The sequence below is a fragment of the Paraburkholderia nodosa genome (assembly GCF_001718195.1).
Lineage (GTDB): Bacteria > Pseudomonadota > Gammaproteobacteria > Burkholderiales > Burkholderiaceae > Paraburkholderia > Paraburkholderia nodosa_A.
In genome coordinates this window covers 628310-640847 of the sequence record NZ_MCNV01000001.1, presented here as the reverse complement: position 1 = coordinate 640847, position 12538 = coordinate 628310, and the positions used below count along the sequence as shown (strand labels likewise).

15 protein-coding genes are annotated in these 12538 nt (G+C 67.4%); 13 read left to right on the top strand and 2 right to left on the bottom strand.

The features are described 5' to 3' along the window. Positions 1 to 66 precede the first annotated feature (66 nt). Both BFD71_RS02805 and BFD71_RS02800 read left to right on the top strand, forming a co-directional pair. Positions 67 to 690, top strand: coding sequence for a glutathione binding-like protein (locus tag BFD71_RS02805; RefSeq protein WP_069261723.1), 624 nt, complete (start codon positions 67 to 69; stop codon positions 688 to 690). Between the two features lie 91 nt (positions 691 to 781). Next, positions 782 to 994, top strand: coding sequence for a hypothetical protein (locus BFD71_RS02800; RefSeq protein ID WP_069261722.1), 213 nt, complete (start codon positions 782 to 784; stop codon positions 992 to 994). 16 nt (positions 995 to 1010) lie between these two features. Here BFD71_RS02800 and BFD71_RS02795 read toward each other — a convergent pair whose 3' ends face one another. Beyond that, entirely contained in the window at positions 1011 to 1736 is a 726-nt protein-coding gene (locus BFD71_RS02795) for a GntR family transcriptional regulator (protein ID WP_069261721.1), read from the bottom strand. A 216-nt stretch (positions 1737 to 1952) separates the two neighbouring features. On the opposite strand from BFD71_RS02795, the gene BFD71_RS02790 reads away from it, so the two are divergent. The 10 genes from BFD71_RS02790 (at position 1953) to BFD71_RS02745 (ending at position 11423) form a co-directional block, all read left to right on the top strand. Further along, a complete protein-coding gene (locus tag BFD71_RS02790; protein ID WP_069261720.1) occupies positions 1953 to 3224 on the top strand; it encodes a cyanate transporter in 1272 nt (423 codons plus the stop codon). A 235-nt stretch (positions 3225 to 3459) separates the two neighbouring features. Beyond that, a complete protein-coding gene (locus BFD71_RS02785; RefSeq protein WP_141710545.1) occupies positions 3460 to 3792 on the top strand; it encodes a hypothetical protein in 333 nt (110 codons plus the stop codon). 411 nt (positions 3793 to 4203) lie between these two features. Continuing rightward, the gene (locus tag BFD71_RS02780; protein WP_069261718.1) at positions 4204 to 4890 is read left to right on the top strand and encodes an NADPH-dependent FMN reductase; all 687 of its coding nucleotides are present in this window, start codon (positions 4204 to 4206) and stop codon (positions 4888 to 4890) included. Positions 4891 to 5246: 356 nt separating this feature from the next. Further along, positions 5247 to 5462 (top strand): transcriptional regulator, encoded by a 216-nt coding sequence (locus BFD71_RS02775; RefSeq protein WP_069261717.1) that lies wholly within the window; start codon positions 5247 to 5249, stop codon positions 5460 to 5462. Between the two features lie 62 nt (positions 5463 to 5524). Then, the gene (locus tag BFD71_RS02770) at positions 5525 to 6475 is read left to right on the top strand and encodes a ferritin-like domain-containing protein (protein ID WP_069261887.1); all 951 of its coding nucleotides are present in this window, start codon (positions 5525 to 5527) and stop codon (positions 6473 to 6475) included. Positions 6476 to 6508: 33 nt separating this feature from the next. Then, the gene (iaaH, locus tag BFD71_RS02765) at positions 6509 to 7963 is read left to right on the top strand and encodes an indoleacetamide hydrolase (RefSeq protein ID WP_069261716.1); all 1455 of its coding nucleotides are present in this window, start codon (positions 6509 to 6511) and stop codon (positions 7961 to 7963) included. A 99-nt stretch (positions 7964 to 8062) separates the two neighbouring features. Continuing rightward, on the top strand, positions 8063 to 8356 hold the full coding sequence (locus BFD71_RS02760; protein WP_370684238.1) for a FeoA family protein: 294 nt from the start codon (positions 8063 to 8065) through the stop codon (positions 8354 to 8356). Continuing rightward, entirely contained in the window at positions 8353 to 10200 is a 1848-nt protein-coding gene (gene feoB, locus BFD71_RS02755) for a ferrous iron transporter B (protein ID WP_069261714.1), read from the top strand. The genes BFD71_RS02760 and feoB overlap by 4 nt, the downstream gene beginning before the upstream one ends. Then, positions 10197 to 10499, top strand: a complete 303-nt coding sequence (locus tag BFD71_RS02750; RefSeq protein WP_069261713.1) for a DUF6587 family protein — start codon at positions 10197 to 10199, stop codon at positions 10497 to 10499. Before feoB ends, BFD71_RS02750 begins: the two co-directional genes overlap by 4 nt. A gap of 156 nt (positions 10500 to 10655) precedes the next feature. Next, on the top strand, positions 10656 to 11423 hold the full coding sequence (locus BFD71_RS02745) for a CDP-diacylglycerol diphosphatase (RefSeq protein ID WP_256094454.1): 768 nt from the start codon (positions 10656 to 10658) through the stop codon (positions 11421 to 11423). Between the two features lie 23 nt (positions 11424 to 11446). Here the strand turns inward: BFD71_RS02745 and BFD71_RS02740 are convergent, their stop codons facing one another. Further along, positions 11447 to 11953 carry a MarR family winged helix-turn-helix transcriptional regulator gene (locus tag BFD71_RS02740; RefSeq protein ID WP_069261711.1) on the bottom strand — a complete coding sequence of 169 codons (507 nt, stop codon included), beginning with the start codon at positions 11951 to 11953 and terminating at the stop codon, positions 11447 to 11449. A 66-nt stretch (positions 11954 to 12019) separates the two neighbouring features. Here BFD71_RS02740 and BFD71_RS02735 point away from each other — a divergent pair, with 66 nt between their 5' ends. After that, positions 12020 to 12496 (top strand): carboxymuconolactone decarboxylase family protein, encoded by a 477-nt coding sequence (locus tag BFD71_RS02735; RefSeq protein ID WP_069261710.1) that lies wholly within the window; start codon positions 12020 to 12022, stop codon positions 12494 to 12496. Positions 12497 to 12538 lie beyond the last annotated feature (42 nt).

The following is a 12538-nucleotide window of genomic DNA, read 5'->3' as shown; positions in this document are numbered from 1 at the left end:
CGGCGATTTTTGTTCACTATAGTACAAAAATTCAAAAAAGCCCGAAGCCCGCAAAGGAGGAAGACGATGGAACTGTATTTCGCCCCGCTGGCGTGCTCGCTCGCCACGCGCATCGCGCTCTACGAGGCAGGCGCGCAGGCCCGCTACATCCAGGTCGATACGCTCACGAAGCAGCTCGCCGAAGGCGGTGACTTCTTCGCCGTCAACGCACTCGGTCAGGTGCCGGTGCTGCGCGAGGACGACGGCTGGACGCTCACCGAAAACTCGGCGGTGCTGCCGTGGGTGGCCGACCGTTTTCCCGAAGCGCGGCTCGCACCGCCAGCGGGCACACGCGAGCGCGCGCGCCTGCAACAATGGCTAGGCTTCATCGGCACCGAACTGCACAAGGCCGTGTTCGTGCCGCTGCTCGGCAAGGACGTGGACGAGGCCGTCAAGGAATACGCGCGCGGCAAGATCCCGCGCCGCTTTGACTTGCTCGCGCAGCATCTCGAATCGCGCACCTTCCTGCTCGACGAATTCAGCGTGGCGGACGCCTATCTCGTGACCGTGCTGAACTGGGCGCCGTACGTGGGCATCGATGTATCGCAATGGGAGGCCGTCGCGACCTACGCGCAACGCGTGCGCGAGCGGCCCGCCGTTGCGAGAGCCTTCGCCGAAGAGTACGAGATATTCAAGCGCACGCGGCACTGAGGCGCGCTTTACCGGGCATTTTTTCTCGCCCGGCAAGCGTTTTTTTGTCGTGCGATAACGTTGCGGTCGCCACATTCGCCGGAGCCGCACCATGGCCACGCTCGAAGCCTTGCGCATCGTCCTCGACGACCCGCATACGCCCGAAATCATCCGCAACCACGTTATCGACTCGTTGCAGTACGCGCTGCGCAATCATGGCCAGGTATTCGCCGCGAAAGAGATTGAATGGCTCGCCACGTGGGACGATGCGCGCATTCCGCTCGCGGCTTCGAAGGAGTTGCGCCGACGCGTAGACCAGGGCTGACGTTTGCCCCTTGCTTTCAGCCGTTCGTGAGATCCGCGAACACCGTCTTGAGATCGCGTCCGGCGCGCGCACGTGCCTGCTGCACCACCCGCTCCTCCAACTCGCCCAGATGCGCACGCATCGTGGCGAGCGCGGCCGCGAGGTCCCCCGCCTCGAGCGCCTCGATGATCTGCGCGTGCTCGTCGGGTGCGCACATCGACGCCTTCGACGGATCGAACAGGGCCTTGTAAAGCTCCGTTTTCGCGACCAGTTGCGCCAGCGCTTCGACGAGCGCGGCGCCGCCCGCCTGCTCGGACAGCAGCAGATGGAACTGCCCCGCAAGGCGTACCGCTTCGTCCACGCGCGCCTCGCGCAACGCCTTCTTCTCGCTGCGCACGTGAGCCGCGAGCTTGCGCCGCATCGCGGCGTCGAGCGTGCCGCACAGACTCACCATCACGCCCGCTTCGGCCACCTGGCGCGCGCGGTACACCGCGCGGATGTCGTCCTCCGAGGGCGACGGCACGAACGCGCCGCGATTGGGTTCGAGCACGAGCTTGCCCTCGTAGCCGAGGCGCGCCAGCACTTTGCGCAACGCGCCGCGCGTGCAGCCGAACGCCGCCGCGAGTTCGCGCTCCACCAGTTGCTGGCCCGGCGCGAGCTTGCCTTCGAGCAACGCGGAAGAAATCGACGCATAGACACGCGCTTCGATATCGGACGGTTCGTCGGTATCGCGGGGCGGAACGTGGCGGGAGGATTGAGCCATGGGCAGGCGCGCTAGCTGGGTCGGGTCGATGGGTCAGGTCGCATTGTAGCGAGCGGCATGGCGAGGCGATACAGACCTGCGCCCATACTCGATCGCCCATGCCGGGCATAGCGGGTCGAGCCAGATTGTTGACAATTATTGTGTATAATGGTCAACCGTTCAGGTGCAAAAAGGTTGACCGCATTGAACCCTCAAACCCGCTCCAATCAATCGCGGATGCGCTCCGGCGAGTCGGCCAGCGTGCTTGCGTGGTATGCCGCGATCGTCGCGATCGGCCTGAATCTGCGGCCGCTGCTCACCTCGATTAGCCCGCTCATGACGACCATTCGCAACGACACCGGCCTGAGCTTCTACGGCGCTTCGCTGCTCACGAGCCTGCCTGTCGTCGCGATGGGCCTCGGCGCGTTCGGCGCAGGCCTGCTCGCGCGCCGCCTCGGCGAGACGCGCGGCGTCGCGCTCGGGCTCGTGGCGATTGCGGCGGCATGCGCGGCCCGCGCGTTCGCCGCCAGCGGCGGCGCGCTCATGCTCACGGCGGCCGCGGCCGGCGCGGGCGTCGCGGCCATCCAGGCGCTGCTGCCTGCCGTCATGAAGCAACGCTTCGCCGCGCGGGTGCCGCTCGCAATGGGACTGTTCTCGGCGTCGATCATGGGCGGCGGCGGGCTGGGCGCGAGCCTGAGCCCGCTCGTCGCACGCCTCAGCGGTTCGTGGCATGTGGGACTTGCCGTCTGGGCATTGCCGGCGCTGGCCGCGCTCGCGATCTGGGGCGTGTTGAACGGCGGGTCCGGAGCAGGTCGGCACGCGCAGCACGCCGCCACCGCACCCTCGCAGGCGCATGCCGACACGGCAACGGCGCCAGTCTGGCGCAAGCGCCGGGCGTGGACGCTCGGGCTGCATTTCGGGCTCGTCAACGGGGGTTATACGAGTCTCGTCGCGTGGCTGCCCGCCGACTATCAGCAGCACGGCGCGAGCGTCGAAGCGAGCGGCTCGCTGCTCGCGGCGATGACGGTGTTCCAGGCCGCCAGCGCGCTGCTCCTGCCGCTCGCCGCGGCGGCGTTCACGGACAGGCGTCCGTGGCTCGTTCTGGGCCTGTGCGGCCAGCTCGTCGGTGTGATCGGCCTCGCCGCGTGGCCCGAGGCCGCGCCGCTGCTGTGGGTCGCGGCGGCGGGCGCGGGGCTCGGCGGCACGTTCTCGGTCACGCTCGTCACGGCGCTCGACCATTGCGCGGATCACCGCCTTGCCGCGCGCCTCGTCGCCTTCGTCCAGGGTCTGGGCTTCGTGATCGCCGCGCTCGCCCCCATCGTGGCCGGCCGCGTGCGCGACCTCACGGGCGGCTTTACGGGCGCGTGGATCATGCTCGCCGTATCGATCAGCGCGATGATCGTGCTCACGCTCGCGTTCTCGCCGCGCAGCTACGGGCGCTGGCTCGGCGTCCACGGGCCGGCCGCGGAGCGAGCGATCGCACGAAACCGGGCGGCGCTCGACGCCTGAACCGCCCGCAAACGCCAGACTGAGCGCCGGCGCAAGCCTCGTAAGGCCGCGGCGCGCCCATGCAACACATCGCCCGCAGCACGTCGTGAAACGTTTGCATAAGCGCCTGTATGAATGTACAGTGCGTGGCAGCCGGCCGTTCGTGCCGCCCGGTCGCCGTACCGGGTTACGCCGCCCCATCGCGCCCCGGCGCATGGCGCGGCCCCGGCCTGTACATCGAAACGGAGAACACGACGTGCGATTCTTCATCACGGGGACCTTGCTGGGCGTCCTCGCGTCCACCGCGATCGCCGGGGAACACTACATCGAGATCTGGAATCCGCCGGAAGCGCGCACGCCCTCGGCGCATGCGAGCAATGCCGGCAAGAAGGCGCATCACGGCACGAAGCACAAGCTGGCCTCCACCGACAAACTCACCACTCGCAAGGTCGCCGAACCGGCCGTGCGCGCTCCCGCGCCCACGCTGCCGGCCACGCCGGGCACCCCCGCGCGCACCGCGCCGGGCAACGGGACCCTGCCGGAAATTCCGCCGCAAATCGGCCCCGACGGCAACGTCCTCACGGTTTGAGCTAGCGCGTAGCCGCAGTCAGCGGCGCAAAACACGACCTACAGTGCGGCACGCAGCTGCCGCGATCGTGGCCTCGAAGACCTCGAAGCGCCGCCCGTTCCCGTCTCCAGAAAAAAAACAGCCCCGTCACCGGAGAAGTGCGGGGCCGAATCCCATGTCAAGGAGATGTCATGGAGGAGACGGCTTCATCTTAGCCACGGCCCGCTGCGCGTCCAACCAATGGTTTCGCATATGCATTTCGGGCGCATGGCGCCGCGCAACGTAGCGCCGCCGGCATATGGATAGAACAAAAAGTCGTTTCGCGCCGCTCGGCGCGATCTCTAAGATGACCCTTTCCAGGCCTGCAGGCTTCGTGGCGGCGTCACCCGATCACCCACGAGCCAGGTCTCATCGCATTTCAGGGAGCCCCCCTTGAGCATTTCCGATTCGCAACGCCGCCCGCTCGTGGTGGGCATCGGCGGCACGACGCGCGCCGCCTCGTCGACCGAGCGCGCGCTCGCTTTCGCGCTGCGCGGCGCCGAAGACGCCGGCGCGCGCACGCAGTTGTTCGGCGGCACGTTCCTGCACACGCTGCCGCACTACGCGCCCGAAGACCCCGTGCGAACCGACGCCCAGCTCGAGCTGATCGAAGCCGTGCGCGCCGCCGATGCCGTCATCATCGCGACGCCCGGCTATCACGGCGGCGTATCCGGGCTCGTGAAGAACGCGCTCGACACGCTCGAAGAACTGCGTGCCGACAACCGCCCATACCTGGACGGCCGCGCAGTGGGCTGCATCGTCACGGCCTATGGCTGGCAGGCCGCGGGCTCGGTGCTGACCTCGCTGCGCTCGATCGTGCACGCGCTGCGCGGCTGGCCGACACCGTTCGGCGCGGGCATCAACACGCTGGAGACACGCTTCGAGAGCGCGCAGCAGTGCTCCGACGCCAAGGTCGCCGAACAGCTCGCAACGGTCGGCCGCCAGGCGGCGCAGTTCGCGCTCGCGTTCGGCGGCCAGGAACATCGTGCGGCGCCGCCGGCGAGCGCGTTGAACAGCGTCGGCGGCGCGCAGGCCGCCAACGCGCCGCGCACCGAAAAACGTCTGAGCCTCGCGGTCTGACACGCTGCCCGACCTCTGCCGCCTGGCCGCCCGCCCGCGCGTCGAACGTGCGGGGCGGGAAACGTTCCCTAACCCACATTGCCGGCGTCGCGCGGCGCAGATCACGTGCGCCATCCCACAGACGCTGCATTTCGTCCGGTCCACATTGAAGCCGGATTCACCCCTCGCCTCATCCGGATCATCCTGCTGACCCTCCAGGCCACACGTGATTTGCTTGCGACGAATGAATGGTTCCATCGACATACGGCGGCTCATACGCTGGTCCGTGTCGGTACCGTGAGTGGACAGCAAAACACACGCGCCACTGAAAACGAGAACCCGAGCAAATCAGCAGAAGATCAGCAGGAAGCGCGGCCATGAACACTTCATTACGCTACAAAGGCTACGTCGTCGCCCCCAGCGCGCGGCAGCTCCCGAACGGCCTTTTCGCCGCCAATCTCACCATTGGCACGCAGCCGGGCGCGCAGCATTCGTTCGACGAACTCGATTACTTCTTCGACGAAAGGCACGCGCTCGCCTACGCCTGCCGCTGGGCGCGCATGTGGATCGAGCAGCAGCGCCGCTGCGCGTGAGGGCGCATGCTTCCTTACGGTTGTGACAGAATAGGAGTCATACCCCTTCCCGTTAGATGCTCATGTCCGAAACCCTGACGCATCCGGACGAAGGCGCAGCCTTCATCTCCGAGCAGGACGCCGCGCTGCGGCGCTGGACTCACGGCACGCCAGGGCCCATCAAGATCGGATCGGACGAACATCGCAAGATGTTCTGCCGCATGCTGCTCGACACCCACGACCCCTACCGCCCCGCCGTGCTCGACTGGCCGAAGCTCGAGCCCGATGCGCTCGGCCGCCTCACATCGCTGCCGATCTGGGACATGGCGGTGCAGACCGAAGGCCGCGCCTCGATCCGCGTGCTGACTTACGCGCAAACCCTCAGCGACCCGCTACTGCGCGAAGCAATCGAAATGGACGCGGCCGAGGAAGCGCGCCACAAGGTCGTACTCTCGAATCTCGTGCAGGCCTACGGCATCGAACTTGCGCCTGAACCCGAATACCTGCCGCCCAAAAAGGCGGAATGGGCGTGGATGTTCACCGGCTATAGCGAGTGCATCGACAGCTTCTTCGCGTTCGGCCTGTTTCGCTCGGCGCAGCGCTCGGGCTTTTTCCCGCCAGACCTCGTCGAAACCTTCGAACCGGTGATCCAGGAAGAGGCGCGCCACATCCTCTTCTTCGTCAACTGGGTGGCGTGGTATCGCGAGACCATGCCCTCGTGGCGCAGGCCGTGGCACACCGTGCGCGTCGCCGCCATCTGGTTCATGCTGGTATGGGAGCGGCTCGCGATCGCACGAGGCATCGACGCCAGCGGCAATACGCGCGACTCGAATTTTCTGCCCGCGAACCGCGAGGTACTGGGCGACGCGCTCGAACCGCGCGAGATGATCGAACTCTGCCTCGAAGAAAACGACGCGCGCATGAGCGGCTACGACGCGCGCCTCTTGCGGCCGACGCTCGTGCCCACGCTCGCACGCTTCGCGCTGCGCCTCTTGAAGAAGTCGCGCCGCAACGTAAAACGCACGCGTTGTTAGCATGGCTGTATAGCCGCACGAGGAGAACGCTGCATGACCTGGACTGTCGACCAGCAACTGGAACTGAGCGCAACGCAAGCCGTCGAGGCCATCCAGGCCGGACAACTGAAGGCCGCCGACTACGTCGCCACGCTGCTGGCGCGCGCGCAGGCGCTCTCCAACCTCAACGCCCTAACCGTGCTCGACGTGGAAGGCGCGCTCGCCACCGCGCAGCGCATCGACTCGCTCGGCGCCAGCGAGCGCGCTCGTCTGCCGCTCGCCGGGCTGCCCGTAGTCGTCAAGGACAACATCAATACGCGCGGCCTGCAGACCTCGGCGGGCACGCCAGCGCTCGAAGGCTTCGTGCCCGCGCGTCACGCGCCTTCGGTGCAGCGCCTCGTCGATGCCGGCGCGATCCTGCTCGGCAAGGCCAACATGCACGAGCTGGCGTTCGGCATCACCAGCACGAATCTCGCGCCGCATGCGGGGCCCGTACGCAACCCCTGGGACCCCGAACGAATTCCCGGCGGCTCCTCCGGCGGCACGGCGGCCGCCATTGCGGCACGCATCGTGCCCGCCGGACTCGGCACCGACACCGGCGGCTCCACGCGCATACCGGCCGCGCTATGCGGCATTGTCGGCCTGCGCCCGAGCGTGGGCGACGGCGGCACGCAACGCCGCTATCACGACCCGCAGGCCGTCGTGCCGATCAGCCATACGCGCGATACGGTCGGGCCGATGGGGCGCACGGTTGCCGATGTCGCGCTGCTCGACGCCGTGATTACCGGGCACGGGCCGCTCTCGCCGGCCGCCGTGACGAATCTGCGCATTGGCCTGCCCGCGCCGCTGTGGGAAGGCCTCGAAGCCGCGCTCGAAGACGTGGCGCGCGCCGCGCTCGCGAAGCTCGAAGCCGCAGGCGTCACGTTCGTACCGGTCGAAATGAGCGAGCTGCTCGCGCTGAACGACCGCGTGAGCTATGCGATCGCGCTGCACGAGCCCATCGACGATCTCACAGCATGGCTCGTTGCGAACCACGCACCGGCACAAACCGTGGCCGAAGTCGCCGTGCGCATTGCGAGTCCCGATGTGCGCGCGGCCTACGACGCCGTGCTCGCCGACGCGCGCGGCGGCGACTATCACAGCGCAATGACGGTGTGGCGGCCGCGTCTGCAGCAGCTCTATGCGCAGACTTTCGCGGCCAGCGGACTCGACGCGCTGCTCTTTCCTACGACGCGGCTCGCCGCCGTGCCGATCGACGAGCTGAATGGATCGTCTCGCGTGTCGATCGACGGCGCGGCGCCGATCGACGAGATGGAGGCGTATCTGCGCAACACCGATCCCGCGAGCAATGCCGGCATTCCAGGTCTCGCGCTGCCCGTGGGTCTTGTCGACGCGCGCTTGCCCGTCGGGCTCGAACTCGACGGACCGGTCGGCGGCGACCGCAGGCTGCTCGCGATCGGTCTCGCATTCGAAGCGATTCTCGGGACGCTGCCTGCGCCGGAAATTTGAGCGCACACGGCACCGCTACCCCGCCTCGGCCGCGGGTTCCCCGCCCGCATCGACGGAGCCGAGGCGCATTTACCGCCACAATGCCGGCGCTGCGCTACAATGAGAACGGTTCTCATTCGTTATAAGCAAGCCCCCCCAACTATGCGTCTGACCGACCTGTCCAAAGGAGCGACCGCCCTCGTGGAGCGTGTCGAGGATATCCGTGCCCCCGACCCGATCGCGAAGCGTCTGCGCGACCTCGGCTTTGTTCCCGGCGAGCCCGTGCGCGTGGTTGCACGCGCACCCTGGGGCGCGGACCCGCTGCTCGTGCAGATCGGCTCGACCCGCTTTGCATTGCGCCGCGCCGAAGCGCAGCGCGTGAGCGTGACGACGGACGGGGAGGCCGCGCAATGAGCCTGGCTCCGGTTACGCCGCTGCGCGTGGCGCTCGTCGGCAATCCCAACTGCGGCAAGACCGCGCTCTTCAATCTGCTGACCGGCGCGCGCCAGAAGGTCGCCAATTACGCGGGCGTGACGGTCGAGCGCAAGGAAGGGCGCTTCGCCACGCCCTCGGGCCGCAAGGTGCAACTGCTCGATCTGCCGGGCGCTTACAGCCTCGACTCGACAAGCCCCGACGAGCGCGTGACGCACGACGTGCTGCTCGGCCGCTACCCGGGCGAGGCCGCGCCGGATCTCATCGTCTGCGTGGCCGATGCGACGAATCTGCGCCTGCATCTGCGCTTCGTGCTTGAAGTACAGCGCATGGGGCGCCCGATGGTGCTGGCGCTGAACATGATGGACGCCGCAAAGCGCCGCGGCGTCGAGGTAAATGTGGGCGAGCTTGCGCGCCAGCTCGGCATGCCCGTGGTCGAAACCGTGGCCGTGCGGCGCGGCGGCGCGCAAGCGCTCATCGAGCTGATCGACCACACGACGCCTGAAAAACCGCAGGCGCAAGCAGCAGCGGCGGCCGACGACCTGCACGGCACGGTGCGCGCCATCCTCGCGAGCGCCGTGACGATGCCGCGCGCCACCGACGCGCGCGACGACGCCATCGACCGCTTCGCACTGCACCCCGTGCTCGGCCCGCTGATCCTCTCGTTCGTGATGTTCCTCGTGTTCCAGGCCGTGTATTCGCTCGGCAAGCCGCTCACCGATGCCATCGGCGACGGCTTCACCTGGCTCGGCGCGGCCGCCGGTACGGCACTGCCCGACGGCCCGCTGCGCAGCCTCGTGACGGACGCGCTGTTCGGCGGCGTCGGCACCGTGCTCGGCTTTTTGCCCGAGATCCTGGTGCTGTTCTTCTTCATCCTCGTACTGGAGGAGTCGGGCTATCTGCCGCGCGCGGCCTTCCTGCTCGATCGCATGATGGTAGCGGTGGGGCTCACCGGGCGCTCGTTCATTCCGCTACTGTCGAGCTTCGCGTGCGCGATTCCCGGCGTGATGGGCACGCGCAGCATCTCCGACCCGCGCGACCGGCTCGCCACGATCCTCGTCGCGCCGCTCATGACGTGCTCGGCGCGCTTGCCAGTGTATGCGCTGCTGATCGGCGCCTTCATTCCGCACCGCATGATGTTCGGCGTATTCAACATGCAGGGCCTGGTGCTCTTCGCGCTTTACGCCGCCGGCATTGCCGGCGCGATGGCGGTGGGCTGGGTCATGAAGAAACTCCGCCGCGACCACCGTGAACACGCGCTGCTGATGGAGTTGCCCTCGTACCGGCTGCCGCGCCCACGCGACGTCGCCATCGGCCTGTGGGAGCGCGGCGCGATCTTCCTCAAGCGCCTGACGGGCATCATCCTCGCGCTCACGGTGCTGATGTGGTTCATCTCCACGTTCCCCTCGCCGCCCGCCGGCGCAACACTGCCCGCCATCGATTACTCCATCGCCGGCTATCTTGGCCGCGCGCTGCAATGGCCGTTCGCGCCGCTCGGCTTCAACTGGCAAATGAGCCTTTCGCTGATCCCCGCGTTCGCCGCGCGCGAAACGGCGGTGGCCGCGCTCGCCACCGTGTACTCCGTGGCGGGCGGCGACGCGGACACCGCCGCGCTCGGCCACACGCTCGCGCAGAACTTCTCGCTCGCCAGCGCCCTCTCGCTGATGGTGTGGTTCGCATTCGCGCCGCAATGCATGTCCACGCTCGCCGTGATTCGCCGCGAAACGCGCTCGTGGCGCGCCGTCGTGGTCTCGTTCGGCTACATGTTCGTCGTGGCCTATGCGGCCTCGTTCGTCACGTATCAGGTCGCGAGGCACTTCGTATGAGCACCGGACTCGTCGCGCAATATGCGGTGATCGCGCTGCTCGTGACCGCGAGCTTCGTCTATACGCTGCGCAAGCTTGCACCGAAAACGACCACGCGCGTGCAGGCCGCGGTGACCGCAAAACTGTTGCGCCCGCAACGTAATGCATTCGCGCAGCGCCTCGGGCGTTTCGTGCAGCCCAAAGGCGCAACCGGCGATTGCGGCGGCGGCTGCGGCACCTGCGGCACGTGCGGACCGACGCCTGCGGCAACGGACGCCTCGAACGCGCAACCGGTCACGTTTCATCCGCGCCGCAAATAAGGCTCGGCAACCGCGCACAAGCGACTGTCACGGGCATTGCGCTACACTGCGCGCAGCCGTTGCGCCGCAACGCGTGCAGACTTCGCAGCGCGGCGCGTTTGATCGACTCAACCCAGACACTTCGTGCCGATGCGATCCCTGCGCCTAGCCCCTTTCATGCGGATGTCCCGGCTTGCCGTCGCCACGGCGGCGGTCGTTGCGCTCGCCGCCACCGGCGCGTGCGTGCGCCTCTCCGCGGTCGACTCCAACGGTCTCTGGCAAGTCGTCGGCGGCCAGTGCGTGCCGAATATGCGCGACAAGGGCAAGCCCGGCCCCTGCACCACCGTCGACTTCCAGAAGCGCTATGCCGTGCTCAAGGACATCGCAGGGCGTGCGCAGTATCTGGTGATTCCCACCGACCGCGTGGCCGGCATCGAGAGCCCCGAGATTCTCTACGGCGGCGCGCCTGAGTACTGGGTCGGCGCATGGGGCGCGGGACGTTTCGTGGAAGCGAAGCTCGGCATGCCGCTCGCCGGCAACCAGCTCGGCCTCGAGATCAACTCCTCGGAGCGCCGCACGCAGAACCAACTGCATATCCACGTCGATTGCATGCGCCCCGACATCACCAAAGCGCTCGCGCCGTATGCCGACATCGCGCCGGGCACGTGGCGCTGGACCACGCTCGACGGATCGCGCTACCGCGTCACGCGTGTGACGAGCCTCTCGGACAACAACAATCCTTTTCGCGTGGTCGAGCGCGATCTCGGCCCGCAACAGACCATGGCCGTGCAGACGATACTCGTGACGGGCGCCGGCCCCGATGCAAAGCACGACGGCTGGCTCGTCGTGAACAGCGGGCTCGATGTCGGTGGCGGGACCGGCACGGCGGAAGGCCTGCTCGACCATTCGTGCAGCCTCGCGCAAGCGAAGAGTGCTTCGCAGTAACGCGCGGTGGAGCGCGGCTGCATTCAGCCCACGTCATCCTCGCGCGCGACGCTCACCAGCCAGCGGCGTATCACCTGTTCTTCTTCGGCCGTGAAGCCCGCGGCCATGCGCGCCTCCAGCTTCTTCACGCGCGTGCGGCACTGCCTGAGCAGCGCTTCGCCCTCATCGGTCACGTCGATCTGCTGAATGCGCCCATGCACAGCGTGCGGGCGACGCACGATCGCGCCACCGCGCTCCAGATTCGCGACGATCACGCTCACCGTTTGCGGCGTGAGCGCCGCGAGCCTTGCGAGATCGGCGCCCGAAACGCCGGGGTAGGCGGCCAGCATGGTCAACACGACGAATTGCGGCGGCGTAATGCCGAGATCGTCGAGTGCGCGTTCCATGCGCAAACGGTGCGCCGCGCCCGCCTGGCGCAGCAGGTAGCCGAAATAGCCCGCCTCGCCGCGCTTGCCCTCGCCGACCGCCGGAATAGCGCTCGTGGGTTCGCCCCTTTCCGAAACCGGGTCTTTCTTCACTGTCTTGCGCATGATGTCAGAGTTCGAATATGATGTTCGTGCTCTGATATTAACGCCCAGACTTCGCGAGGTCCAGTCATGTCCAGCACGTCTATCCGCATTGCTTACGAAACCTTCGCGCGCGACGCCGCGCCGGTGGCCGCCGCGCTCTCCGCCATGAGCAAGGCGGTCGATGCCTCGGGGCTCGAAAAGCCGCTCACCGAGCTGCTGAAAATCCGCGCCTCGCAAATCAACGGCTGTGCGTTCTGCATTCAGTACCACCTCAACATTGCGCGCGAGAAAGCCGTGCCGCGCGTCAAGCTCGATCTCGTGGCCGCATGGCACGAGGCGCCGGAATACTTCAGTGAACGTGAACGCGCCGCGCTGGCTTACACGGAAGCGCTGACCGCGAAGCTCCATGACGGTGTGAGCGACGTGCTCTACGAGGACGTGGCGCGCCAGTTTCCCGGCGAGCAGATGGCATTCTTGACCGCCGCCGTGGCGAATATCAATGCGTGGAACCGCATTGCGGTAGCGCTGCGCTTCGCGCCGCCGGTGCGCGACGCAGCAGCCTGAGGAAAGGAAAAGTAAGGATGGCACTAATTCCTTACCTGAACT